This window comes from Labrys sp. E2SS-1L, from assembly GCF_057073705.1.
Genome location: NZ_CP172712.1, coordinates 3,511,243 through 3,533,995 on the forward strand (window position 1 = coordinate 3,511,243; position 22,753 = coordinate 3,533,995).

A 22,753-nucleotide genomic window follows, 5' to 3' on the forward strand; every position below is an offset into this window, starting at 1 on the left:
GGACAGGCTGAAGACATGGACTATTTCGCCGCGATGAGCGCATTCGTCCGCTCGGTGGAGCTGGGGAGCTTTTCCAAGGCTGCCGCCAAAGCCGGCGTGAAGGTGTCGACCGTGTCGCGCTACGTCAGCTACCTGGAGAAGGATCTGGGCGCGGCCCTGTTCAACCGCTCCACGCGCCGCCTGCACCTCACAGAAGCGGGCAAGGCCTTTTATGACCGCGCGGTGGGAATCCTCATTGATGTCGAGGGGGCACGAAGCGCAACACGGGTCCTCAACGGACGGCCGCAAGGTGTGCTCAAGATCAACATTCCCGGCGCATTCGGCCGGCGGCATGTCATGCCGCACCTGAAGGATTTCCTCGCGGCCTATCCTGACATTCGCATCGACGCGACGCTGACTGACCAGACGGTCGATCTGATCGAGGCGGGCAGCGACGTCGCGATCCGTATTGGAGCGTTGGCGGACTCCAGCCTGATTGCGAGGCGCCTCGCGGGTCAGCACCGGTGCCTTGTCGCCAGTCCGGACTATCTTGCATCCGCCGCCCCCTTGGCCCGACCGGATGACCTTTCCGGGCATCGGTGTCTGGCCTTCGCACTCCAGCCCGCTGACGCATGGTACTGGAGGCCTCTCGCCCACGCAGACATGCCGCCCGTGCCGATAGCCGTCGAGCCGTACCTGTGCGCCAACGATTCCGAGGCATTGCTGGACCTGGTGTTGTGCGGTCTCGGCGTGGCGCTCTTGCCCGACTGGCTCGTGACCGGGGACGTCGTGGGAGGACGGCTGATGCCTTTGCTTACCGAGTGGGAATGGTTGATCGCGCCGGGGCCTGAGCGAGCGATCTGGGCGGTCTATCCGCCAAAGAAAATCGTGTCCCCAAAGGTGAGAGCTTTTGTGGACTTCCTTGCCGACCGCTTGGGGGCGCATATCGATAGGAGAATGGCAAATGGCATATCAGACGATTAATCCTTATACGGGCGAAACGCTCGCCAGCTTCGTGGACGCAACGGATGATGAAGTCCGCGCCGCACTCAGCGGCGCGCATGAAGCGTTTCTGGGTTGGCGGGGTACATCCTTTGCCCAGCGCGCGGCCGTCCTACAGAAGGCGGCCGATTTGCTGCGCCGCGACAGCGACGCCTATGCGAAGCTTCTGACGCTGGAGATGGGCAAGCTATTTGCCGAGGCGAAGGCCGAGGTCGAGTTGTCGGCGAAGATCTTTGAATATTATGTGCGCAATGCCGAGGCGCTGCTCGCGCCGGAAAAGCTGCCCGTGCTCGATCCGGCCGAAGGCGACGCCATGGTCGTGCATGAGCCGCTGGGCGTGTTGCTGGCGATCGAACCCTGGAACTTCCCTTACTATCAGATCGCCCGCATTCTCGCCCCGCAGCTTTCGGCCGGTAACACGCTGCTGCTTAAGCACGCCTCGAACGTCCCCCAGAGCGCAGCCGCCTTCGAGAGACTGATGGCCGAGGCAGGTCTGCCCAAGGGGGCCTTTCGCAACCTCTATGCGACACGCTCCCAGATCGAGCTGATCCTCAACGACGACCGCGTGCATGGTGTGGCGCTGACCGGTTCGGAAGCGGCTGGCTCGATCGTGGCCGCGCAAGCGGGCAAGGCGCTCAAGAAATCGACCATGGAACTCGGCGGGGCGGATGCCTTCGTCGTGCTGGCGGACGCCGATCTGGAGAAGACCAGCAAATGGGCGGTGTTCGGCCGCCACTGGAACGGCGGTCAAGTCTGCGTGTCCTCCAAGCGGATGATCATTGTCGATCCCGTCTACGACGCCTTTCTGGAGCGCTATCGCAAGGGCGTGGCCGGGCTGGTCGCCGGTGATCCCTTCGATCCCGCAACCACGCTCGCGCCGCTGTCGTCAAGGGGGGCGGCCGACGAGGTGAAGGACAAGATCCGGGAGGCCGTCAAGCTCGGCGCCAAGGCTGAGGAGGTCGGCCCACCGGTGCCGAACCAGGGCGCGTTTGTCCAGCCGACCATCCTGACCGACGTCGGTGAGGACAACCCGGCGCGCTACTGGGAATTCTTCGGTCCTGTCTCGATGCTGTTCCGAGCCAAGGATGAGGACGACGCGGTGCGCATTGCCAACGATTCCCCCTTCGGCCTGGGTGGGTCGGTGTTCACCTCCAACCCGGCACATGGAGCGAAGGTGGCCGAACGCATCTCCACTGGCATGGTCTTCGTCAACCATCCGACCAAAGTCGAGGCGGACCTCCCCTTCGGCGGCATCCGGCGCTCTGGATATGGGCGCGAACTGATCGGACTTGGCCTCAAGGAGTTCGTCAATCACAAGCTGATCGACGTGGTCGACATCGACGCGCATTTCTGAGCTTGTGGAGGCGGGAAGCGGCGAGCATCCCGCCTCTGCATCAGCAAATATCGCCCTGGACGTTACACGGTCGGACGTCCTTAATCCGCCATTGTTTGACGAGCTGGCGGCGCGCGCCGGGGTAACGCTCGACCAGAACCTCGGCGCTCGCAATGTCGTCCATGGCGATGACGCGGAACTGGTCGTCCAGCTCACACCAGGCTGCAATGAACCGGCCGCCGTCGACGAGGCCGAGCATGATCGGCCAGACGACCTGTTCATCTTTGGGGGCATGGTCGATCGATAGCGTTATGCGCAGCTTGCGCTGTTCGCGCAACGCCCGGCGGATGTCGCTGAGGTCGAGCGGCGACGAGGCCCTCAGCCGGTGCCCGACATAGACAGTGTCGTCCTCGAGGGCAGCGCGCATGTCGGGCGGCAGCACGGCATTGATCTTGGCGAGCGCATTCCTGACGGCGAGGGCAAGCGTATCGTCGGTCTGTCGACTGACCCATTGGGCGCCGATCACCAGCGCCTGGATTTCCTCGTCGGTAAAGGACAGCGGCGGCAGCAGGAAGCCGGGCTGCAGGATATAGCCGACGCCGGCCTCGCCATCGATATCCGCACCCATGTCCTGCAGCGTCGCGACATCACGGCGGATCGTGCGCAGCGAGACGCCCAGCTCACGCGCAAGCGCCTCGCCGGACACCGTCCTGCGGTGTCGGCGAAGCACTTGCATCAGATCGAACAGTCGGTGACTTCTCGCCATGCTCACTCCATCGCCACGACGCCCTTGCCGCCGAGCTTGCGGCCCTGTTCAAGCTCGGTGATCAGCCGAACCGCGCCGCTCAAGGGGACAATCTCCCCGATCGGAATGCGGAACCTGCCTTCACGGGCTGCCTCTGCGACCTTTTCCAGGATCTCGGCACGCGGCGAACCGATGATCAGCTTCAGGCGCCGTTCGAACATGGCACGCAGAAACTTGGCCGGAGCAGGATTGAGATCGAGATACACGCCACCGGGGGCGAGCAAGGCGATGCCAGCCGGGACGGTCATCGTTGCTGCGGTGTCGTAGACGACGTCGAAGCGGGTGGAGATCGCGGCAAGATCGGTGGTGCGATAGTCATAGACGGTTTCGACGCCCAGCGCCCTTGCGCGCTCGATGTCGCGGGCGCTGCAGCTGCCCGAGACGCGGGCACCGAACAGCCGGGCAATCTGCACGGCGCCTTCGCCGACCGCGCCGGCACAGCCGTTGATGAAGACGTGCTGGCCCCGCTGCAGCTTCGCCTTGTCGATAAGGCCGTTCCAGGCGGTGACGCCGGGCGTGCCGAGGCAGGCCGCATCCTCGAACGAAATGCCCTCGGGCTTGCTGGCGAGGAACGTCTCCTTGGTGACCACGGCCTGGCCGAGGGCGCCGCACTCCTTGAAGCGGGCGAGCCCGAAGACATCGTCGCCCACCTTGAACCGTGTGACGCCGGGTCCAACCGCGGTCACGACGCCGGAAAAGTCCATGCCCATCGCGCGGGGAAAGCGCCTGCCGGTGACGATCCTCATCTGGCCGGCGCGCAGCTTCCAGTCGATCGGATTGATGGCCGCGAACTTGACCCGCACCGCCACCTCACCCTTGCCGGGTGCTGGCAATTCGAAATCCTCGACCCGCATGCGCTCCGGGCCACCATAGCTGCTGTATTGAATGCGTTTCATCGCAGGCGCCTTTCAGCCTCAAGCCGTGCAGAGGTCGGGAACGGCGACCTTGGTGAAGAGATGCGGCCGGGCCACAACCGAGGCGGGGTGCGCCTTCAGTTTCTCCTGAAACTCGGGTTTTCTGAATGCTTCGCGCCACGCCGCGACGCTGTCGAAGACGGCGTAGTTGAGGTACGTCGGGTTCTCGCCGACCGCACGATGCAATTGCGTCGAGATGAAGCCAGGTTGGCGCTTCATGAACAGCGAGTCCGCAGTCCACGCCGCGAGGAACGCCGCTTCGTCGGCGGGCGCCATGGTCAGGAGATTGATCATCACGATGGGGCCGGCGTCGGTCTCCGTCTGGAGGGCAACCGGATAGTCGGGGTCGAGCGGTTCGAATCTGGGCATGTGTCGCTGTCTTTCTTCGAGGGGCCGATGGGAAGGGGGGCGAAGCTCCTCCCTTTTCGGCGCTCACCTTACACAGCCGTGGTGACAGTTTCTGGCACCATTGTTCGCAGCAAGACGGCCTTCCCGGCGGAATCATTGCCCATCGCGGCGGCGTGCTTGGGAAAGAATGGGCCGCGATATCCTGCTTCAGCCGGTCAGCCTCGCGCGGGAGCGGGGCGATGATGGACAGGCTAACGGGATATCGCGGCTGCAATCTCAGAAGCCGATTGACAGGCTGTCTTGCTTCCAGGTGTCGAGGGCTTCGGTCAGTGTCGCGATCTTCGCATGGGCCGCCTGGAAGACATCTTCGCCCACGAAGAAATGCAGCGGCGGCGTATCCAGCTCACTGATCTTGATGAGCCGTGCCGCCGCCTTTTCCGGATCGCCCATCTGGTGTCCGTCCATCTGCTGCTTCGCCATTTCCTCGTTCTTGCGCACCGAGACATAGTCGGCGATCGGATTGTGCGGCGACATGATCGAACCCTGGGACAGGAAGCTGGTGCGCATATGGCCTGGATAGACCAGCGTCACCTTGATGCCGAATTCCCTGGCTTCGGCGGCCAGCGCTTCGGTGAGGCCGGCCACCGCGAACTTCGCCGCACAATAGACGCCCCAGCCCGGGATGTAGCCCTGAATACCGGCCATCGAGGAGATGTTCATGATGCGGCCGCTCTTCTGGGCGCGAAGATGCGGCATCACGGCGCGAATGACGTTGAGCATGCCGAAGACGTTGACGTCGAAGCTCTTGCGCGCTTCCGCGTCGCTCAGCTCCTCCAGCGTCCCGATCTGACCGAAGCCGGCATTGTTGACGACGACGTCGAGTGTCTTGAAGTGCGCCAGCGTGTCGGCGACTGCTGCCTTGACGCTGGCCTCGTCACCCAGATCCATGGCGAGGGGGAGGAAGGTGTCGGACGCAGGGCCGATCTCCTTCTCGAGGGCCGCCTTGTCCCGCGTGGTGGCCGCGACGTTGAAGCCTGCCTCCAGAAGCTGCTTGGCCAGGATCAGGCCAAGGCCCTTGGAGGCGCCGGTGATCAGCCAGGTTGTTTTGGTATTCATGAACGTGGTCCTTATCGATATACGCGCTTCGACTTCAAAATCTTGGGCTGAACGGTGAGACGTCGCGGCTGCGAGCGGTGCTCTCTCAGGCCGGCGAAGCAACCTGATGTAGGTTTGCCGAAAATCGATTGCGATAGTGGCGTGTCGTTATTCCAAGATTTCAGCGATCGGGTGCCGGCTATCCACCGTTTCCGGCCAGTTCCTCGAAATAGGCCCGCAACGTGCGGGGCTCGCGGCCGAGGATGGCGCGCAGCGCAAGCGGGCTGCCGAGCAGACCGGCGTGATCGTAATGGGCGAACATGGTGATCATGTCGCGCGGCGCATGCGTCATGGTCGCGCGATCGATCGTGCTGACCCCGATCTCGCGTCCGAGAACCTCGCCGAGCATCGCGGCAAGATTCGCGCGGGCGTGGATGCCCGGTGCGCACAGCTCGAAGGTGCCGTAGGCGAGACGGTCTTCGGTGAATGCGATTGCCGCCACCTCGGCGACATCCCGGTAGTCGACGCGGCTGAACCGGGTTTCCGGGGCAAAGGGCTCGGCCAAGATGCCGGTCTTCACGATGTCATTCCAGGACAGGGCGTAGTTCTGAAACAGCATGGTCGGATGCAGGATGGTGTAGTCCAGCGTCGAGCAGACGAGAGCCCGTTCGACCGGCGCCTTGGCCGCATGATTGGGCAGGTCGAGGATCGGATGGATCACCGACGAGAACACGAACTTGCGGACTCCTGCACGCTCGGCGGCCGCGACGATGTTGAGCCCGAGCTGCACTTCGTTCGGCTCGAACACCGGGCCGATGTGGAAGACGCCATCGACGCCGACGAGGGCAGCGTCGAGGCTCTCGGGATCGGCGAGGTCGCCAATGGCCACTTCGGCAGCGCCGCGATCCTTCGAGAGCTTGATCTGCTCGGGCTTGCGGACAAGCGCGCGCACGACGGCTCCGCGCTCGAGAAGGGCCGGAACGACAAGACCGGCGGTTTCACCGACGGCGCCTATAACGAGAATTTTCATGAGCTTTAGTCCTTTCGGGTCAGCCATGGCTGTTCATGCGCTCAAACAGCGCTTCGCCCATCTGGCGCGTCTGGGCGGCAATGCCGATCAGGACTTCGTCCTTGCCTTCGGCAAGCTGCGCCAGCGCCTCGGTCGCAAAATCCTCCGGCGTGACCATCATCCGGCTCGCTGCGCCGTCGCTGCGGGTGCCACCGCCAAGGGCGGTATCGACGATCGGCGGGGCAAGCTCGATCACGCGCACGCCGGTCGCCTTCAACTGATGTCGCAGGCTGAGGGTGAAGGAATGGAGGGCCGCCTTGGTAGCGCAATAAACCGGCACATCGGCCATCGGCGAGAAGGCCAGGCCCGAGGTCACATTGACGATGCAGGCGTCCCGGCGTTGGCGCAGCGCCGGCAGCAGGTCCGCGATCAGATGGATCGGGGCGGTGAGGTTGATCGCCACTTCCTGGTCGAGACTGTCGATACCGGGATCGCCGGTGAAATCGCGGCGCGCCTGCACGCCGGCATTGTTGATCAGGATGTTGAGCGCAGGATGCTCGGCGCGCAGCCATTCGACCATGGCGCGGCGGCTGTTGGGATCGGTTACATCGCAGACCCGCGTGATCAGGGTGGGCACTTCGGCCTTGGCGTTCTGCAGAGACGCCTCGCTGCGACCGCAGATAATCACCTGATTGTCTTTGGAAAGGCGTCGGGCGAGTTCCAGGCCGATGCCTGTCGCACCGCCGGTGATGAGGATAGTGTTGCCTGAGAGTTTCAACGTCGTGCTTCCTTCTCGATAAACTGGGAAGGTGCGCCGACGACGACACGGGGTTATCAGCGGACACACCTTTTTCGCCGGCAAGCCGGCTCAGGTGTCGCGGATACCCCCGAAGGGAAGAGTTGCCGCCTGATATGGACGACGACCGGGCTACCATCCGGTCAGCACTCTTTCGACGAGCGACTTTTATCAGCATCCGCCCAAGGCTGCAATCGTCCGGCCGGTTGCTGTTCATGGCAAGATGTGCGCGGTTCTGTACTTCAGCCCGATCTCGTCGTCGTAGCCTGCTGGCAAAATGTCACTGGTAGAGATGCAGGCAGGATAGGCATGAATGCTCGTCAGGCGCAGGTCAAACCTTGATTGATGAGATCGCCTCACAAGTCCATGCAGATTGCGCTATCTAATCCGGCGCCGTCAAAAGCGGTAAATAGGTGATGGCGCTGGAGAGCGCGGAGCCCGGCAGAGCGTAGTCGCGGCGGCTGGCATCTAGCCGATGCTGCGGCGGCAGCCTGATATGAAACGCGTGACGCGTCTAGTCAGAGTTTGCGGGCCCGCGCCCAATAAATCGAGGGCGGTAGGCACCGCAGAATGAAGCCATGGCGGATCGAGAAGCAAGGCATTTGAAGGACGTTTCAGCCGGTGCAACCCGGCGCGGCTTCTGTGTGGCTTTCGTTCTCTCGCCGCTCTTTGCTGGCTCTGTCAGAGCGGTTGCTCAGCAGGTGGGATCAGCGCTGGATGCCGAGAAACAGGTTATGCGGATCAGGATCATTCTCGACGACAGGACCGTGACGGCGACGCTCGACGACAATCCGACGGCTCACGATTTTGCTTCCCTGCTGCCGTTGGCGCTGACCCTCACGGACTATGCCTCGACCGAGAAGATCAGCGACCTGCCGCGCAAGCTCAGCGAGGCGGGCGCCCCCGCTGCGATCGATCCGGTCGCGGGCGACATCACCTATTACGCGCCCTGGGGCAACCTGGCGATCTTCCATCGGCCATTCCGCAACTCTCCGGGCCTGATCAGGCTCGGTGTCCTGGATCGGAATGCAGATCTGTTCGCCCGGCGAGGTCCGATGCGGGTGCGGATTGAACGTGTGAATAATTAACGGAGAACGAGAATGCGCTGGTCGCAGGAAGAACTGACAAGGATCGATCAGGCGGACGATCTGAAAATCGCACCGTTTCGCGAGGATGGTGTCACCTATGGAACGCCGACGTGGATCTGGGAGGTCGTCGTCGACGGTGCCCTCTATGTGCGCGGCTATAATGGCCAGAAATCGCGTTGGTATCAGGCAGCCATCCGCCAGAAGGCGGGCCGTGTCATCGCGGCGGGCATGACGCGCGACGTTGGTTTCGAGCCTGTCGAGGACGCCATCAACGACCGCATCGACGAGGCCTACCGGGCCAAATACGGCAAAAGCCAGTATCTCGCGCCGATGATCAGCCCGCGGGCTCGCGCGGCGACCGTCAGGATTGCTCCGCTGACCGCTGCGGCCTGACGCCGACCAAGAAACAGGATGGGCGCGATCGCGTAAGCGTATCGCTTAAGGCAGCGTCCTTAACGCCGACTGGTCGCCCAAAAAAACTGGAAAGGAAGCACATGATGATCAAGCGCAAACTAGGCCAGGGGCTCGAGGTCTCGGCACTGTCGCTGGGTGCAATGGGCTATGGCAAGGCGCGGGAGCTTCCCGATCGGGCGGAGATGATCGCGCTCATCCGGACCGCCGTCGAGCGCGGCATGGATTTCTTCGATACCGCCGAGGTGTACGGCCCCTGGACCAATGAGGAAATGGTGGGCGAGGCGCTCGCCCCGGTTCGCGACAAGGTCAAGATCGCCACCAAGTTCGGCTGGGACATCGACCAGGAGACCGGCGAGCATCGCGGCGGCGTCAACAGCAAGCCGGCGCAGATCCGTCGTTCGATCGACGGCAGCCTGAAGCGGCTGCGGACCGATCATATCGATCTTTACTATCAGCACCGGGTCGATCCCGATGTGCCGATGGAAGACGTCGCCGGCACGGTCAAGGACCTGATCGCCGAGGGCAAGGTGCGCTGGTTCGGCATGTCGGAAGCTAGCCCACAGTCGATCCGTCGGGGCCATGCCGTGCAGCCGCTCGCAGCACTCCAGAGCGAATATTCCCTATGGACCCGAGAGCCCGAAGCCGAGGTCATCCCGACACTTGAGGAACTGGGCATCGGGCTGGTTCCGTACAGCCCGCTCGGCAAGGGGTTCCTGACCGGCAAGATCGACGTCGATACGGCCTTCGACAGCTCCGACATCCGCGCGCAGACGCCGCGCTTCGCAGAGGAAGCGCGCATCGCGAACCAGAAGCTGGTCGATCTCATTCGCGGCATCGGGCAGAAGCACGGCGCCACGCCTGCCCAGGTGGCGCTTGCATGGCTACTGGCGCAGAAGCCATGGATCGTACCCCTGTTCGGCACGCGCAAGCTGGAGCGGTTCGACGAGAACATCGGCGCTCTCGACGTGACGCTCGACCAGGCCGATCTCGATGAGATCGCGAGGGCCAACATTGTCATTCAGGGTGCCCGCTACCCGGAGGCCGTCCTGCGCTTTTCGGGCAGGTAAGCATCGGCCGCATGAAGCTCATGAATGAACAAAACATACCGATGACCTCGACGATACTTTCCAGGCAAGAACGACCATCGAACAGCACGAGAAAGGAAAAGAGATGAACAAGGCAATATTGGCGGCGGCATTGCCGTTAGCGCTTGGCGGCGCCGAGCCGGCCCTCGCCGAGGGCGTGGAAATTTCGCAGAACGGGTCGCGGCCTTACATGGTTGGTGCGGCCCAGAACTTCACCGGGCATGTCGTGGTCGAACCGCTCTTCGCCCTCGATCAGAACAAGCAAGCCATCGGCGGCCATGTTACCTTCTCCCCTGGCGCGCGCACAGCCTGGCATGCCCATTCGACCGGCCAGATCCTTATCGTTACGGACGGACTGGGCTGGATCCAGGAGGACGGGCGCGCCAAGCGCGAGATCAAGGCTGGCGACACCGTCTGGATCGCACCGGGTGTCAAGCACTGGCACGGGGCGACCGCAACTACGGCCATGCGCCACATCTCCGTCACTTTCCCGGATGACCCGGCCGTCCCGGGCGGCTGGATGGAGCATGTGAACGACGCGCAATATCTTGGCTGATGCGGCGCATGCGGTTCGGGTTCGCAGGAGAGAAACAGGTGGCAGAGAGAGAGAAGGATACGCTCCATGAAACGCATTCTGGCGGCCACGGCGCTAACGCTCGCCATGGGTGAACCCGTGATGGCGCAGGACGAGCCAAGAGGTGTGCAGGTGCCGCAAAGCGCTTCGTCGCTGTCGGTCGCCGACATCCAGTCGGTATCGCCCGCTCTCGGCCGTTATGCCCAGGAGGATGTGCTTGGCGATCTATGGCGCCGTCCGCAACTGTCGCCGCGTGATCGCAGCATTGTCACGGTGTCGATCCTGATTGCGCGCAACCAGGGCTTCGACCTCAAGCACTATGTGAACGTGGCGCTCGACAATGGCGTCACCCCGACGGAGATTTCCGAGATCATTACCCATCTCGCCTTCTATTCCGGCTGGTCGAATGCAATGGCGGCGATCGCGGTGACGAAGGACGTGTTCGCCGAGCGTGGGATCACGGCCGACCAGCTTCCGGCAACATCTCCGCAGTTGCTGCCTCTGAACGAAGAGGCGGAGCGGCAGCGCGCCACCGGCGTTGAAACGAATGTCGGATCGATCTCGCCGGGCCTGGTCAAGTTCACCACCGACCCCTTGTTCCTCGACTTGTGGCAGCGTCCGGGCCTGGCGCCGCGCGACCGTAGCCTCGTGACCGTCAGCTCGCTGATTGCCTCGGGCCAGAGCGCTCAGGTCACCTATCACCTCAACCGGGCGATGAACAACGGCCTGACAGCCGAGCAGGCCGGTGAACTCGTCGCGCACTCGGCGTTCTACGCGGGATGGCCGAATGTCTTTTCGGCATCTGCAGTCGTTGGCGAGGTGTTGCGCAATCGCCCCAAATAAGGGGGCGAGATCACGCTTGATCGTGCGACGCCGACAAAAAGGTGATCATGCGTGATCGGCCGTCGTTCTCTGAGTCCTACCCTTTCATGTGCGAGAGTTTATAAAGGATGCTCGACTATGAGAGGGAATCACGATTGGAGCGGCAGAACATCAACGATCTGATGGTGTTTCTCGCGGTGGCGCGCGAGCAAAGCTTCACGAAGGCAGCGGCCAAGTTCGGCGTCTCGCAATCAGCGCTCAGCCATACCATTCGCCAGCTCGAGGCGCGTCTTGGGGTGCGGTTGCTGACCAGGACCACCCGCAGCGTTTCGCCGACTGAAGCCGGCGAGCGGATGTTGCAATCCATCGCTCCACTCTTCGACGAGATCGGTCTGGCTATCGACGATCTGAACGCGCTGCGCGACCGGCCGGCAGGAACCATTCGCCTTACGGCCGGAGACTATCAGATCCAGCACTACATCTGGCCGAAGCTCAGAACCTTCCTGCACGAATATCCCGACATCAAGGTGGAGCTAGATGTCAATTACGGGCTTCAGGATATCGTCAGTGACCGCTACGACGCGGGCGTCCGCTTCGGCGAGCAGATCGCCAAGGACATGATCTCGGTTCGGATCGGACCGGACGTTCGCTTCGCTGTAGTGGCCGCGGAATCCTATTTCACTTCACGCGAGATTCCGAAGCATCCCAAGGACCTGACGCAGCACAAGTGCATCAATCTTCGGTTTCCGACCCACGGCGGCCTCTATGCCTGGGAGTTCGAAGAGAATGGACGGGAGATCAAGATCCGCGTCGACGGACAAGTGACCTTCAACACCATTTACAATGTGGTGGAGGCTGCGGCTGACGGCTTCGGCTTTGCCTATGTTCCTGAAGACATCGCTCTTCCATATCTCAGGAGTGGACGGCTGCATCGTTTCCTGGAGGATTTCTCCCCACCTTGGGAGGGCTTTCATCTCTACTATCCAAGCCGGCGGCAATCGTCGCCCGCCTTTTCCCTGCTCGTCAACGCGTTACGCTTCACGACGTAACGTCGCTTTCGATTCAATATTTGATGGGCGCTATATCAAACGGCTCAACCCGCGCGGAGCGCAGGTGAGGCAAGGGCCGTAAGTGCCATTCATGAGCAAGAATCATAAGCTCTTGAAAATCGTGCAGGCTAATTATGCATTCCGGTTCATGTTACCGCTCCAAGACAAGTGCAACATTGATCAACTCGACTGGAGACAGGCATGAAAGTTGCAATCGTGACTTCTGCCGTACTTGGACTGTCGGTATCGGCAGCGATGGCGGAATTAATTACCACAATGTGCAGGCCGCCGTGCCTGACGATCAGAAGCAGACGACGGCGCGTATAGAGCCGTCGGCATCCGAAAGCCAGCAAGCCTATCTGATCAGGTCGGAGGACCGGCGCCCGAGCGCATCAGCCGACATTGCGACCGAATGAACTTTTCCTCCCGAGTATCCGATGCAGCTTTTTATTAATCTTCTGCGGCGGGATGGCACACTGGTGAACCTAGGCGCCTTTTGATCCCCTACAGGGAGTGCCCGGGGCGTCGTTGATCCGCGGTCGGAAAATTTTACCGAATCGCTGATCGGAGAGGTCGCTGAAACCCAGGAGGTCGTCGATTACTGCGCGGCACGCGGCATCAAGGCGGATGTCTAACTCGTCCGCCCGGATCAGATCGCCCAGGCGTATGACCGGGTCGTCGGCAAAGATGTGCGTTACCGCGTCGTCATCGATATGACCGCCAACCGTCAGAGCTAGGGCATCGACGGGTCCCGATCGCGCTGTAGCTCCGCCAAAGGGCAATGCAGCATCGAAATCGGGTGTATCGTAGTCCAGACGCGTGAGATCTTGCACCTGGCAAGCGTTCATCGTGGGCGATGTTTGCGATCGTCGTGGTGGAAGAACGGAAACCAGCGCAGCGGCAGCCTGCGCATCAATAGGCAGAACTCAAATGCTGAAAGACAGAAATCGAAGATCCGTAGTGCTCGCCGGGATGCTTGTGGCCGGCCTCGGGGCCGGCAGCCTCCATGCGCAGGCGTTGGATACAAGGGTCGTGCGTATCGCTGAACTTGTCATCGACCCAAGCCAGCTCGATGCTTACACGGCCGCCGTGAAAGAGGAGATGGAGGACGCGATCCGGCTCGAGCCTGGGGTGCTGGCCATCTATTCCGTTGCAGAGAAAGACAAACCAAACAGCCTCCGCTTCTTCGAGATCTATGCCAGCGAAGAGGCTTATCGGTCGCATATCGAGTCGCCGCACTTCAAAAAATATGTGGCGATCACACAGCCGATGATCCTGTCGCGCAAGCTCATCGAGACCACGCCGGTACAGCTCAGCGCCAAGCCGCGTTGACGGCGGTCTATTCGGCACTCTCACCGCCTTCAGCCACCAGACAGGGAACACAGAGCACATGAAGCCAAGACACCTCCTAGTCTCCACCATCGCCGGCGTTGGGCTGCTTGTCGGCGGCATGACGTTTGCCGTGGCACAGAGCACCGCGCCCAAGGGGAGTGTGCCGGCCTATTATGTCGCGGATTTCGAACTGACCGACCCCGAGGGTATCAAACCATATCGGGATCAGGTGGATGCGACGTTCCAGCGCTATGGTGGACGGTACATTGTGCGTGCCGCTCAACTCGAGGGGCTCGAAGGCAATCCGCCAAGCCATCGCCTTGTCATCATCGAGTTCGACAGCATCGAGCAGGCTCGTGCCTGGTACAATTCGCCGGAATATGCCGCGATCAGGCCGTTCCGGCAGAGATCCGGTAAGACGAACGCCTACATCGTTGAAGGTTTGCCGAACTGAGGACTCTGGTCGTGGAAGACGCTCAACCTTCGAGGCAGGAGGGAAGCTCGGCGGCCAGCACATCGATTGCGAGGCGGGAGCGAAGCGGCAGATACTGGGTGGCCGGCCACACCGCATAGCATTCCATCGAGGCGCTGGGACGATCTGACCAGAGTTCGACGAGCCCTCCCTGGCGTATGTGGTCCCGGACAAGCCAATAGGGCAGCCAGGCCAAACCCATGCCATCGACGGCCGCGTCTGCAATCACCTCGAGGTCGTCGAAACGCAACCTCGAGGTAACGGCCATGTCGATCAGCGCACCGGTTGCATCGGGAAGCTGCCAGGCAAGGCCATGGTCGTTGCGCCAATAGGCCAGGAGGTCGTGATCGGCGAGGTCACCAAGCGAGCGAGGCTCTCCCCGGGCGGACAGATATTGCGGGGCAGCGCAGAGGACCTTGCGTTGGCTGACCAGACGGCGCGCGCGCAGGGTCGAGCTGTTCCCCAGGGATCCGTTTCGCACGGCAAGATCGAAGCCGTCCGCGATCAGGTCGATCTGGCGATCGCTGAAATTCAATTCGAGTTCCAGCCTGGGATGCTGGCGGGCATAATTTCTGAGGATCGGCGCAACGCAATGCCGGCCGAAGAGGACGGGTAGCGACACGCGCAATCGTCCGGCGACTTCGCGGCGGCCGGACTCCAGCAGGGCCTCGCCGGCGCGCAACTCCTCGATCGCGCGGAGGCAGCGCTCATAATATTGCTGGCCGTCTTCCGTCAGGCATTGCGTTCTGGTGGTCCGCTGGAACAGCCGCACGCCGAGGCGCTCCTCAAGGCGCGCGACGGCCTTTCCCACTGCTGATCGGGTCAGCGACAGCCGCTCGGCTGCTTTCGCGAAGCCACCGGCTTCAACGGCCTCGACGAACACCTGCACGCCATCGAATCTGTCACGCACGTCCTGGGAACCTCACCACTCGTGGAACGATTGTAGAATCGGAGGAAGCATAATGTAGAAATACTAGCTCTGATGTCATTCTGCATTCTACGATATAAGCGTCAGCTAGCAAAGGATTTTCGGCGACGATGGGCAGGAGCCGATCACCCGGCTCAGGGTGAACTATTGTCCGGTCGTTGCCATCAAGGAAGGGCGCTCAATTGCTGATATCGATCGTATATGACAGCGGCTACGGCCATACCGCTCGGGTAGCCGAGGCTGTTGCCGAAGGAGTCCGGGAAGTCGAGGGCGCAGATGTAAGGCTCATCGCTGTTGCCGATGGCCCGGTGGACTGGGCTCTCCTGGAGAAGAGCGACGCGATCATCTTCGGCTCGCCGACTTACAACGGCATGATCAGTGCTCGTTTCAAGCAGTTCTTTGAAGACTCCACGAAGACGGCGTGGTTCGAGCAGAAGTGGCGCAACAAGATTGCGGCCGGCTTCACCAATTCTGGCGCGCAGCACGGCGACAAGCTGAACTCGCTGGTGTCGATGGCGCTGTTTGCAGCCCAACACGGTATGATCTGGGTCGGTCTGGACATGATGCCGGGCAACAGCAGCAGCACCGGTAGCACCGACGATCTCAACCGGCATGGCAGCTGGCTCGGCGTGATGACGCAATCCAACAATGACCAGGGCGCCGATGTGACGCCGATCCGCAGCGATCTGGATACCGCGTCGTATCTCGGCAAGCGCGTCGCACTGACCACCGACCGCTTCAAGCCGGCCTGACTTCCTCAAGCGCAACCCAAAAAAGGAGCCTGATCATGAAACTGCTTTGCCTCGACATCCCGCAGCCCGGCGCGACCATGGAAAAATACGCACCCCACATGCAGGACGAAGCGCGTCATGCCTGGAAGATGTACAAGGGCGGCATCATCCGCGACATCTACTTCCGTCAGGACCGACCAGGCGTCGCGGTGATCGCTGAAGCTGAGTCCGTCGAGGCCGCCAAGGCGGCTTTGGCTGAATTCCCTCTCGCCAAGGCGGGTCTTATCGACTGGGACGTCATCCCGCTCGGTCCCTTCACCAATTGGGAATCGCTGTTCGCCCCGAACAACCTGTGATCAAGGCCGCAAGGCTGATGTGAACAGCATGTGATCCGCGCACTCTCTGTCTTCGCGATCCAGAGCTTTGCGCCGACAAACTAAATTGGCGCTCTGATCTGAATCGCAAAGGACCTTCGATGATCAAGGACATCACTTTCGACAACAGAGGTGTGCGGATTGCCGGGCATCTCCACCTTCCCGACGGCTTTAGCGAAGATCGGAAATATCCGGCTCTCGTCGGGGTTCATCCGGCGGGTGGCGTCAAGGAACAGACCATCGGCCTCTACGCGCAGAGGCTCGCAGCCCTCGGCTTTGTGGTGGTGGTCTACGACTCCTCCTTCCAGGGCGCGAGCGGAGGCGAGCCCCGGTTGCTGGAAGATCCGACGACGCGCGTGGAAGACGCCCGTTGTGCAGCCGATTTTCTGACGACCCAGCCTTTTGTCGACACCGAGCGCATGGGCGTATTCGGCGTCTGTGCCGGGGGCGGATATGCGCTGGCCGTGGCGCAGACCGAACGCCGGTTCAAGGCTGTGGCGGGTGTAAGCGCCACGCCGATGGGCGAGGCGGCCCGAAGCTTCTTCGGCATGCCGATATCGCCCGAAGACCAGATCAAATCGCTGGAGGCCGCAGCGGCGCAAAGAACGGCAGAGGCCAATGGTGCACCAGCCGTCTACATCCCCTTCGTGCCCGAAAAGCTCGAAGACATCGACGACAAGACACCGACGATGCTGCTGGAAGGGTACGACTATTATCGGACGCCTCGCGGCCAGCACCCCAACTCCAAGGGCCGTTTCCTCATGACCAGCATGGACAAGATGCTGGCATTTTCGACCTTCCCGCTGATCCCGACCCTGCTGACACAGCCCTTGCTGCTTGTCGCCGGGAGCGAAGCGGATACGAAGATCTACAGCGATCAGGCCTATGATCTGGCGCCGGGGCCAAAGGAGCTGTTTGTCGTCGATGGAGCGACGCACATCGCTCTCTACGACGTGCCCCAATATGTGGACCAGGCGGTCGAAAAGCTGGCGACGTTCTTCGGACAATTGTGAACGGCGGGACGCAGCGGCCAGACTGAAGGCCGAACGCGCCCCTGCCAAAGGAAAAAAGGAACAGACGATCATGAACGCATTGGGCTTTGCAGCGCAATCAGCCACGGCTCCACTCGAACGCTTCGCTTTCGAACGGCGCGCTCCGCGCCCGGACGACGTGGCGATCGATATTCTTTATTGCGGCGTCTGTCATACAGACGTCCATCTGGCCCGCAACCATTTCGGCTTCACGACCTACCCGATCGTGCCGGGCCACGAAATCATCGGCCGGGTCCGCGAGGTCGGCAGCGCTGTCTCCCGCTTCAAGGCGGGCGACATGGTCGGCGTCGGCTGCATGGTCGACTCCTGCCAGCACTGCAAGCCCTGCCTCAAGGGCTGGGAGCAGGATTGCGTCGAGGGGCCGACCTTTACCTATGCGAGCCGTGATCGTCAGGACGGCAGCGTCACCTATGGCGGCTATTCGGATTCGATCGTCGTGCATGACAAGTTCGTCCTGTCCCTGCCTGACGGCCTGGACCCGGCGGGCGCGGCCCCGCTGCTGTGCGCCGGTATCACGACCTGGTCACCGCTGCATCGCTGGAAGGTGGGCAAGGACAGCAAGGTCGCGGTGATCGGTCTGGGTGGCCTCGGACATATGGCGCTGAAGCTCGCCAAGGCGCTCGGCGCCGACGTGACGCTGTTCACGCGTTCGGCCGGCAAGGAGGAGGATGCCTTCCGCCTTGGCGCCGACCATGTCGTGCTCTCCAGTGATCCGGCGCAGATGAAGGCGGTCGCAGGGCGTTTCGATGTGATCATCGACACGGTCCCCTATGATCATGACGTCAACCCGTACATGCCCACGCTGGCGCTCGAGGGCGTGCTCGTGCTCGTCGGCTTCATGGGGCCGCTTGGCACGCCGGTGAACGCCGGAGGCGTCGTGCATGGCCGCCGGGCGATCTCCGGATCCTTTATCGGCGGCGTGCCGGAAACCCAGGAGATGCTCGATTTTTGCGGCGAGCACGGCATCGTCTCGGACATCGAGATCATCCCCATTCAGAATATCAACGAAGCCTATGAGCGCATGTTGAAGAGCGACGTGAAGTATCGCTTCGTCATCGACATGGCCTCACTTGAAGAAGAGCAAGGAGCGTGAAGCCCATGACCGACACCATCAAGCCTATCCTGTGCGTGGTCACCAGCCATCCGATCCGCGGCGACAGCGGCGAGCCGACCGGCTTTGCCATGGTCGAGCTGACCCATCCGCTCGAAGTCTTCGACAAGGCGGGCATCCCCTATGAGATCGCCTCGATCCGTGGTGGCCATCCGCCGATTGACTTCTTCGACCTGTCCGATGCGGCCAACGCCCATTACTGGAAGGACAAGGACTTCCGCGCGGAGCTCGCGGATACGCCGCTGCTGAAGGATCTCGATCCTTCCTCCTATTCGGCGGTGTTCTTTGCCGGTGGTCACGGCACGATGTGGGATTTTGCCGACAACGAGGCCGTGCAGAAGGTCATTCGCGAGATTTGGGAAGCTGGCGGTATCGTCTCGGCGGTCTGCCACGGCCCGGCCGCCCTGGTGAACGCCAAACTGTCTGACGGCAGCTATCTCGTCGACGGCAAAAAGCTCGCCGCATTCACCGACGAGGAAGAGGCCGAGGTCAACTACACCAAGGTCGTGCCCTATCTGCTCGCCACGACGCTCAAGAAGCATGGCGCATTGCATCAGCCTGCGGCCAACTGGTCCGAGAACGTCGTGACCGATGGTCGGCTTGTCACTGGCCAGAACCCGGCTTCGGCACATGGTGTCGGCGAGGCTGTCGTCGCGCAACTCGTCAAGGCCTGATCGGCCCTCACCAGCCCCCCCAGAGGGTCGCAGGGGTGGGGCGGTTCCGCTAGAGCGGGCCGTCCCACTTTCTAGTCGACGGGACGAAACCGCATTACGGCAGGAGCAGAGCATGAAGATTATCGCGATCGAGGAGCATGTCCTTCCCGATGCCGTCAAAGAGGCCTGGAGCACGATCCCCGGTGCCGACGATGGGACGCTTGGACTCAACCCTGGCATCATCGGCGAACGGCTTGCTGATCTCGGTGAAGCCCGTCTCGCGCTGATGGATGAGACCGGCGTCGATGTGCAGGTTCTTTCTCTGACGACGCCAGGCCTCAACAATCTGGGTGGCCATGGGGTGGAGCTGGCCCGCCGCACGAACGATCTCCTCGCCGCAACCGTCGCCGCCAATCCTTCGCGGTTTCAGTTTCTTGCGGCCGTGCCTTCAGCCGATCCCGCAGCCTCAGCCCGTGAGTTGGAGCGGGCGGTCAAGGAACTGGGCGCGAAGGGCGCGATCCTCTACGGGCGGGTCGGCGACAAGAACCTCGACGATGCCCTCTTCGAGCCCACATTTGCCTGCGCCGCGGAGCTTGGCGTGCCGCTACTGATCCATCCCCAAATACCGCAGATGAATGTGCGCGATGCCTATTATGGCGGATTCGGTGCGCCGGTCGATCTTGCGCTGTCGACCTTTGGTCTTGGCTGGCATTTCGAGGCCGGCATCCAGTTTGTACGCATCGTGCTGTCGGGCGTCTTCGATCGTTATCCCGACCTTCAGGTCATCCTTGGGCACTGGGGCGAACTGGTGATCTTTTATCTCGAGCGCCTCGTCATGCTCGATCGCGTGTCGGGCCTTGAAAAACCGTTCATGGAGTATGTTCGCAACAATCTCTACCTGACCGCCAGCGGCATGTTCAGCACGCGCTATCTTCAACAGGCCGTCGATGCCGTCGGTGTCGAGCGCATCCTGTTCTCGACGGACTTCCCCTATCAGTACCGGCCCGGCAGAGATGCCCGGAGCTTCGTTGAGACCCTTCCGCTCGACCAGAACGAAAAGGGGGCCTTCGCACATGGGAATTGGGAACGTCTCAACGCAACTGCTGGGAAGACCGTCCAAGCTTGACGATATTCAAACACCATTCATGAGTTTGTTTCACAGAACCATGCTATCGAAAGCCGCTAATCATCAGAAAAACAAGGCGCTATGAATATTGGAAGAAACAGGCGTTCTCTGACCAAGGAGCGTGCGACGGAAAGTGCCGACGAAGTACTTTGGCATTGCAGCTCGAGTTCGACCTTTGTCATCGGGCATACGCTCGCCATGGATGGTGGTTTACGGCTCATTGAGCGGAAGTGGATGAGATCTCCTGGTCTATAAACTCTGTCTTCGGTCGACAATTTGCTGCCCCAAGGCTCGACCTCAGGCTGCTTTTTCACCAAGAGTGACTTGAGTAGCATGCCCGATTTGGCGTTTGACCTCCGTTATGTTCGTTACGCTTTGCTTGTGGCCGAGCACGGAAGCTTCCGCCGCGTGGCGGAGATTCTGGACCTGTCGTCCTCGACAGTCAGCCGCCGCATCTCGCTTTTGGAAAGGCGGCTCGGGCTACCCATATTCGACCGAGATCGATCTGGGGCGCGCCTAACCCCTGCCGGGGAGCATTTCATTCGGGATGCGTCGATTGCGGTCAATCACCTCCGCAGGGCAATGGTCCAGATGAAGATGATTCATCATGGTGAAGGCGGAGAGCTGAGGATTGGCATTACAACATCGCTCGCAAACAGCCTTCTGCCCAAGATTATCAGCAAATATCGTGAGGCATGGCCGAGTGTCGAACTGAAGTTGGAGGAGTCGGGTTGGCAAACCGCAGGCGCGCGGGTTATCAGCGGGCACCTCGACATCGCTATACTCGCTAAGGGGGAGCAGGTTACTGGGTGTGATTCCTTGGCTCTATGGGACGAGGACGTAATCATCGCCGCTCCTAGCAATCATCCGCTCGCCTCTTCGGTCACAGTTACATGGGAAGAACTGCGCGATGAAATCTTCCTGATCTCCGCCGACGTCGAGGGGGCTGATGTTGAGCGCTTCTTAGTGAACCGCTTTGCGTCACGGCAGCTTGACTTGAAGATATCGGAACACACGGTTAGCCGGGAGAACTTGCTCAACATGGCAGCGCAGGGATTCGGTGTATTCCCGACCCTGGCGTCGGCCGTTTGTTTGACCAGATCCGATCTCGCCTTCCTTCGTTTGCCTGAAGGATCGGAGACGATTGGAATCCATGCTGTTTGGATGGCCGGTAAACAAAGCCCGTTGGTGCGGCATTTTGTTGATCTAGCCAGATCGAAGCCTGGAAGTTGAAAATTTCTCTCATTTGTCTGTTGAACTGGCCGCAGGGCATTTTGGCCATCTAGCCCGGAGGATTGGCCCCCGTCCGTCGCGCCTTTGAGAAGGCTCGATCGGTGGCGATGAAGCGTTGCAACATCGGGACGATGAGCCGAGTCGGTTCACCAACAGGTTGCCCGCTCTGACGAGAAAGTGCTTCGGCGTAAGCTACCAGATCGCGATGCAGCGACGCAGGCAATTCAAGTGTTACCTTGAGCGGCTTGTCATCGACGATCGGACCAAGCTTCAGCTTCGTCATTAGGAGCCTCCATAGGGTTCAAGTACGAGATCGCGTGTGACGATCACGCGCACGGGGAAGCCCGGACGGATTGTCAGCGTCGGAGCGATATTGAGCTGGCGGCGGATGATCTGCTGGCCGGCATCGTTGATCGCGTCTTGACCGCCGTTGCGGATCGCCTGGATCAGCCGATCGTCGTCATTGGTGGCCAGCTCGGCGCCTACGCTGAGCAGCGTCGAGAGCCCGGCCGCCTTGGCCAGATCCCACCAGTGGTAGTCCACGCCGTCCTGAAGACCGGCATAGCCCTCGGCGTCTGCGCCAGGCTGCCGCTCCAGCACGATGCTGCGGCCGTTGGGGAAGATTAGGCGGTTCCACACTAGGAGGACGCGACTTTGCCCGAACTGGACGTTGTTGTCGTACTGACCGACGACGCGCGTTCCCTGGGGCACGAGCAGGATGCGGCCCGTCGGGCTGTCGTAGATGTTCTCCGTGACCTGGGCCGTGATCTGACCCGGCAGGTCGGACCGGATGCCAGTGATCAGCGCCGCCGATATGACCGCGCCAGCCTGCAAGGTGTTCGGCGACGCCGGCGCCGCGACCCGGTCGGCCGCAACGGTGCGCCGGTCAACCGGCGCGTTGAGGAAGGCCTGCTGCCGTTCCTGCGCCGTGGGCGTCGCCGCCGCCGGCGCGAGGCCCAGGCTCGTGAGGTCGGGCTGCACGAGGGTCGGCGTATTGGTCGCGGCTGGTGCGGCGTTGCGGGCTTCCGACGCCGCAAACAACCGACTGGTGCGCGCAGTCTCGATCTCTTGCAGGCGGCGCTGCTCCTCGGCGCTGATGCCCGGTTGCGGCGGCGCGACGCCAGGCGTGGGCACCGGCTGACCCCGGTTCTGCGCGCTGAGGATCGGCCGGCCGAGATCGCCGGGCAGCGGCGGCCCGAGCTGAGGCACGCCGGTATAGTCGCGCGGCAGGCCCTGAAGGCCGTCCGCCGTCGAGCGGTTGTCGGTGGAATAAAGCTCCTCCGGCGCCCGGCCGCTGTTGCGGGTCTGGAGCGCATAGATCAGCGCGCCGCCGAGGCCGAGGCTCGCCACCAGGCCGAGCCCGGCGAGCACCTTGCGCGACAGCCGCGTGACGCGCGGCGCGTCCGCGCGTAGCCGCATCGGCGCGGC

27 protein-coding genes are annotated in these 22,753 nt (G+C 61.8%); 17 read left to right on the top strand and 10 right to left on the bottom strand.

Annotated elements, in window-relative coordinates; genetic code table 11:
* Positions 1-15 precede the first annotated feature (15 nt).
* Positions 16-963 (top strand): LysR family transcriptional regulator, encoded by a 948-nt coding sequence (locus tag ACIGJE_RS16195; protein ID WP_483677958.1) that lies wholly within the window; start codon positions 16-18, stop codon positions 961-963.
* On the top strand, positions 944-2,335 hold the full coding sequence (locus ACIGJE_RS16200) for an NAD-dependent succinate-semialdehyde dehydrogenase (RefSeq protein ID WP_483677960.1): 1,392 nt from the start codon (positions 944-946) through the stop codon (positions 2,333-2,335). The genes ACIGJE_RS16195 and ACIGJE_RS16200 overlap by 20 nt, the downstream gene beginning before the upstream one ends.
* 40 nt (positions 2,336-2,375) lie before the next feature.
* Here ACIGJE_RS16200 and ACIGJE_RS16205 read toward each other — a convergent pair whose 3' ends face one another.
* The 6 genes from ACIGJE_RS16205 to ACIGJE_RS16230 all read right to left on the bottom strand — a co-directional run bounded on the left by ACIGJE_RS16205 (position 2,376) and on the right by ACIGJE_RS16230 (position 7,263).
* The gene (locus ACIGJE_RS16205) at positions 2,376-3,080 is read right to left on the bottom strand and encodes a helix-turn-helix transcriptional regulator (RefSeq protein WP_483677962.1); all 705 of its coding nucleotides are present in this window, start codon (positions 3,078-3,080) and stop codon (positions 2,376-2,378) included.
* Positions 3,081-3,082: 2 nt separating this feature from the next.
* Positions 3,083-4,015 (bottom strand): NAD(P)-dependent alcohol dehydrogenase, encoded by a 933-nt coding sequence (locus tag ACIGJE_RS16210; RefSeq protein ID WP_483677964.1) that lies wholly within the window; start codon positions 4,013-4,015, stop codon positions 3,083-3,085.
* Between the two features lie 18 nt (positions 4,016-4,033).
* Complete coding sequence (locus tag ACIGJE_RS16215; protein ID WP_483677966.1) at positions 4,034-4,402, bottom strand: antibiotic biosynthesis monooxygenase family protein; 369 nt, start codon at positions 4,400-4,402, stop codon at positions 4,034-4,036.
* 255 nt (positions 4,403-4,657) lie between these two features.
* Positions 4,658-5,497: an SDR family oxidoreductase gene (locus tag ACIGJE_RS16220; protein WP_483677968.1), complete on the bottom strand. Its 840-nt coding sequence runs from the start codon at positions 5,495-5,497 to the stop codon at positions 4,658-4,660.
* 178 nt (positions 5,498-5,675) lie between these two features.
* A complete protein-coding gene (locus ACIGJE_RS16225; RefSeq protein ID WP_483677969.1) occupies positions 5,676-6,506 on the bottom strand; it encodes an NmrA family NAD(P)-binding protein in 831 nt (276 codons plus the stop codon).
* A 19-nt stretch (positions 6,507-6,525) separates the two neighbouring features.
* On the bottom strand, positions 6,526-7,263 hold the full coding sequence (locus ACIGJE_RS16230) for an SDR family oxidoreductase (protein WP_483677971.1): 738 nt from the start codon (positions 7,261-7,263) through the stop codon (positions 6,526-6,528).
* A gap of 596 nt (positions 7,264-7,859) precedes the next feature.
* Here ACIGJE_RS16230 and ACIGJE_RS16235 point away from each other — a divergent pair.
* The 6 genes from ACIGJE_RS16235 (at position 7,860) to ACIGJE_RS16260 (ending at position 12,313) form a co-directional block, all read left to right on the top strand.
* Positions 7,860-8,369 (top strand): cyclophilin-like fold protein, encoded by a 510-nt coding sequence (locus tag ACIGJE_RS16235; protein WP_483677972.1) that lies wholly within the window; start codon positions 7,860-7,862, stop codon positions 8,367-8,369.
* A 12-nt stretch (positions 8,370-8,381) separates the two neighbouring features.
* Positions 8,382-8,762 carry a DUF2255 family protein gene (locus ACIGJE_RS16240; RefSeq protein WP_483677973.1) on the top strand — a complete coding sequence of 127 codons (381 nt, stop codon included), beginning with the start codon at positions 8,382-8,384 and terminating at the stop codon, positions 8,760-8,762.
* Between the two features lie 104 nt (positions 8,763-8,866).
* A complete protein-coding gene (locus ACIGJE_RS16245; protein WP_483680267.1) occupies positions 8,867-9,850 on the top strand; it encodes an aldo/keto reductase in 984 nt (327 codons plus the stop codon).
* Positions 9,851-9,953: 103 nt separating this feature from the next.
* The gene (locus ACIGJE_RS16250; protein WP_483677975.1) at positions 9,954-10,424 is read left to right on the top strand and encodes a (R)-mandelonitrile lyase; all 471 of its coding nucleotides are present in this window, start codon (positions 9,954-9,956) and stop codon (positions 10,422-10,424) included.
* A 66-nt stretch (positions 10,425-10,490) separates the two neighbouring features.
* Positions 10,491-11,285 carry a carboxymuconolactone decarboxylase family protein gene (locus tag ACIGJE_RS16255; protein WP_483677976.1) on the top strand — a complete coding sequence of 265 codons (795 nt, stop codon included), beginning with the start codon at positions 10,491-10,493 and terminating at the stop codon, positions 11,283-11,285.
* Positions 11,286-11,419: 134 nt separating this feature from the next.
* A complete protein-coding gene (locus tag ACIGJE_RS16260) occupies positions 11,420-12,313 on the top strand; it encodes a LysR family transcriptional regulator (RefSeq protein ID WP_483680269.1) in 894 nt (297 codons plus the stop codon).
* Positions 12,314-12,798: 485 nt separating this feature from the next.
* Here ACIGJE_RS16260 and ACIGJE_RS16265 read toward each other — a convergent pair whose 3' ends face one another.
* Positions 12,799-13,146, bottom strand: coding sequence for a hypothetical protein (locus ACIGJE_RS16265; protein WP_483677978.1), 348 nt, complete (start codon positions 13,144-13,146; stop codon positions 12,799-12,801).
* Between the two features lie 97 nt (positions 13,147-13,243).
* Between ACIGJE_RS16265 and ACIGJE_RS16270 the strand changes: the two genes are divergently transcribed.
* Together ACIGJE_RS16270 and ACIGJE_RS16275 are read left to right on the top strand one after the other, a co-directional pair.
* Positions 13,244-13,645 carry a putative quinol monooxygenase gene (locus ACIGJE_RS16270; protein WP_483677980.1) on the top strand — a complete coding sequence of 134 codons (402 nt, stop codon included), beginning with the start codon at positions 13,244-13,246 and terminating at the stop codon, positions 13,643-13,645.
* 58 nt (positions 13,646-13,703) lie between these two features.
* Entirely contained in the window at positions 13,704-14,099 is a 396-nt protein-coding gene (locus tag ACIGJE_RS16275) for a DUF1330 domain-containing protein (RefSeq protein ID WP_483677981.1), read from the top strand.
* A gap of 22 nt (positions 14,100-14,121) precedes the next feature.
* Here ACIGJE_RS16275 and ACIGJE_RS16280 read toward each other — a convergent pair whose 3' ends face one another.
* The gene (locus ACIGJE_RS16280; protein WP_483677982.1) at positions 14,122-15,027 is read right to left on the bottom strand and encodes a LysR family transcriptional regulator; all 906 of its coding nucleotides are present in this window, start codon (positions 15,025-15,027) and stop codon (positions 14,122-14,124) included.
* A 200-nt stretch (positions 15,028-15,227) separates the two neighbouring features.
* Here ACIGJE_RS16280 and ACIGJE_RS16285 point away from each other — a divergent pair, with 200 nt between their 5' ends.
* The 7 genes from ACIGJE_RS16285 to ACIGJE_RS16315 all read left to right on the top strand — a co-directional run bounded on the left by ACIGJE_RS16285 (position 15,228) and on the right by ACIGJE_RS16315 (position 21,325).
* A complete protein-coding gene (locus ACIGJE_RS16285) occupies positions 15,228-15,797 on the top strand; it encodes a flavodoxin family protein (RefSeq protein WP_483677984.1) in 570 nt (189 codons plus the stop codon).
* Between the two features lie 35 nt (positions 15,798-15,832).
* On the top strand, positions 15,833-16,132 hold the full coding sequence (locus ACIGJE_RS16290) for a YciI family protein (RefSeq protein ID WP_483677986.1): 300 nt from the start codon (positions 15,833-15,835) through the stop codon (positions 16,130-16,132).
* Between the two features lie 119 nt (positions 16,133-16,251).
* On the top strand, positions 16,252-17,163 hold the full coding sequence (locus ACIGJE_RS16295; RefSeq protein ID WP_483677988.1) for an alpha/beta hydrolase: 912 nt from the start codon (positions 16,252-16,254) through the stop codon (positions 17,161-17,163).
* A gap of 70 nt (positions 17,164-17,233) precedes the next feature.
* Positions 17,234-18,295 carry an NAD(P)-dependent alcohol dehydrogenase gene (locus ACIGJE_RS16300; protein ID WP_483677989.1) on the top strand — a complete coding sequence of 354 codons (1,062 nt, stop codon included), beginning with the start codon at positions 17,234-17,236 and terminating at the stop codon, positions 18,293-18,295.
* A gap of 5 nt (positions 18,296-18,300) precedes the next feature.
* Positions 18,301-18,987, top strand: a complete 687-nt coding sequence (locus ACIGJE_RS16305; RefSeq protein WP_483677991.1) for a type 1 glutamine amidotransferase domain-containing protein — start codon at positions 18,301-18,303, stop codon at positions 18,985-18,987.
* Between the two features lie 112 nt (positions 18,988-19,099).
* Positions 19,100-20,092, top strand: coding sequence for an amidohydrolase family protein (locus tag ACIGJE_RS16310; protein ID WP_483677993.1), 993 nt, complete (start codon positions 19,100-19,102; stop codon positions 20,090-20,092).
* Positions 20,093-20,425: 333 nt separating this feature from the next.
* Complete coding sequence (locus ACIGJE_RS16315; protein WP_483677994.1) at positions 20,426-21,325, top strand: LysR family transcriptional regulator; 900 nt, start codon at positions 20,426-20,428, stop codon at positions 21,323-21,325.
* A gap of 49 nt (positions 21,326-21,374) precedes the next feature.
* Here the strand turns inward: ACIGJE_RS16315 and ACIGJE_RS16320 are convergent, their stop codons facing one another.
* Positions 21,375-21,608: a DUF2274 domain-containing protein gene (locus ACIGJE_RS16320; RefSeq protein WP_483677996.1), complete on the bottom strand. Its 234-nt coding sequence runs from the start codon at positions 21,606-21,608 to the stop codon at positions 21,375-21,377.
* Positions 21,608-22,744 (bottom strand): TraB/TrbI/VirB10 family type IV secretion system protein, encoded by a 1,137-nt coding sequence (locus tag ACIGJE_RS16325; protein ID WP_483680271.1) that lies wholly within the window; start codon positions 22,742-22,744, stop codon positions 21,608-21,610. The genes ACIGJE_RS16320 and ACIGJE_RS16325 overlap by 1 nt, the downstream gene beginning before the upstream one ends.
* Positions 22,745-22,753 lie beyond the last annotated feature (9 nt).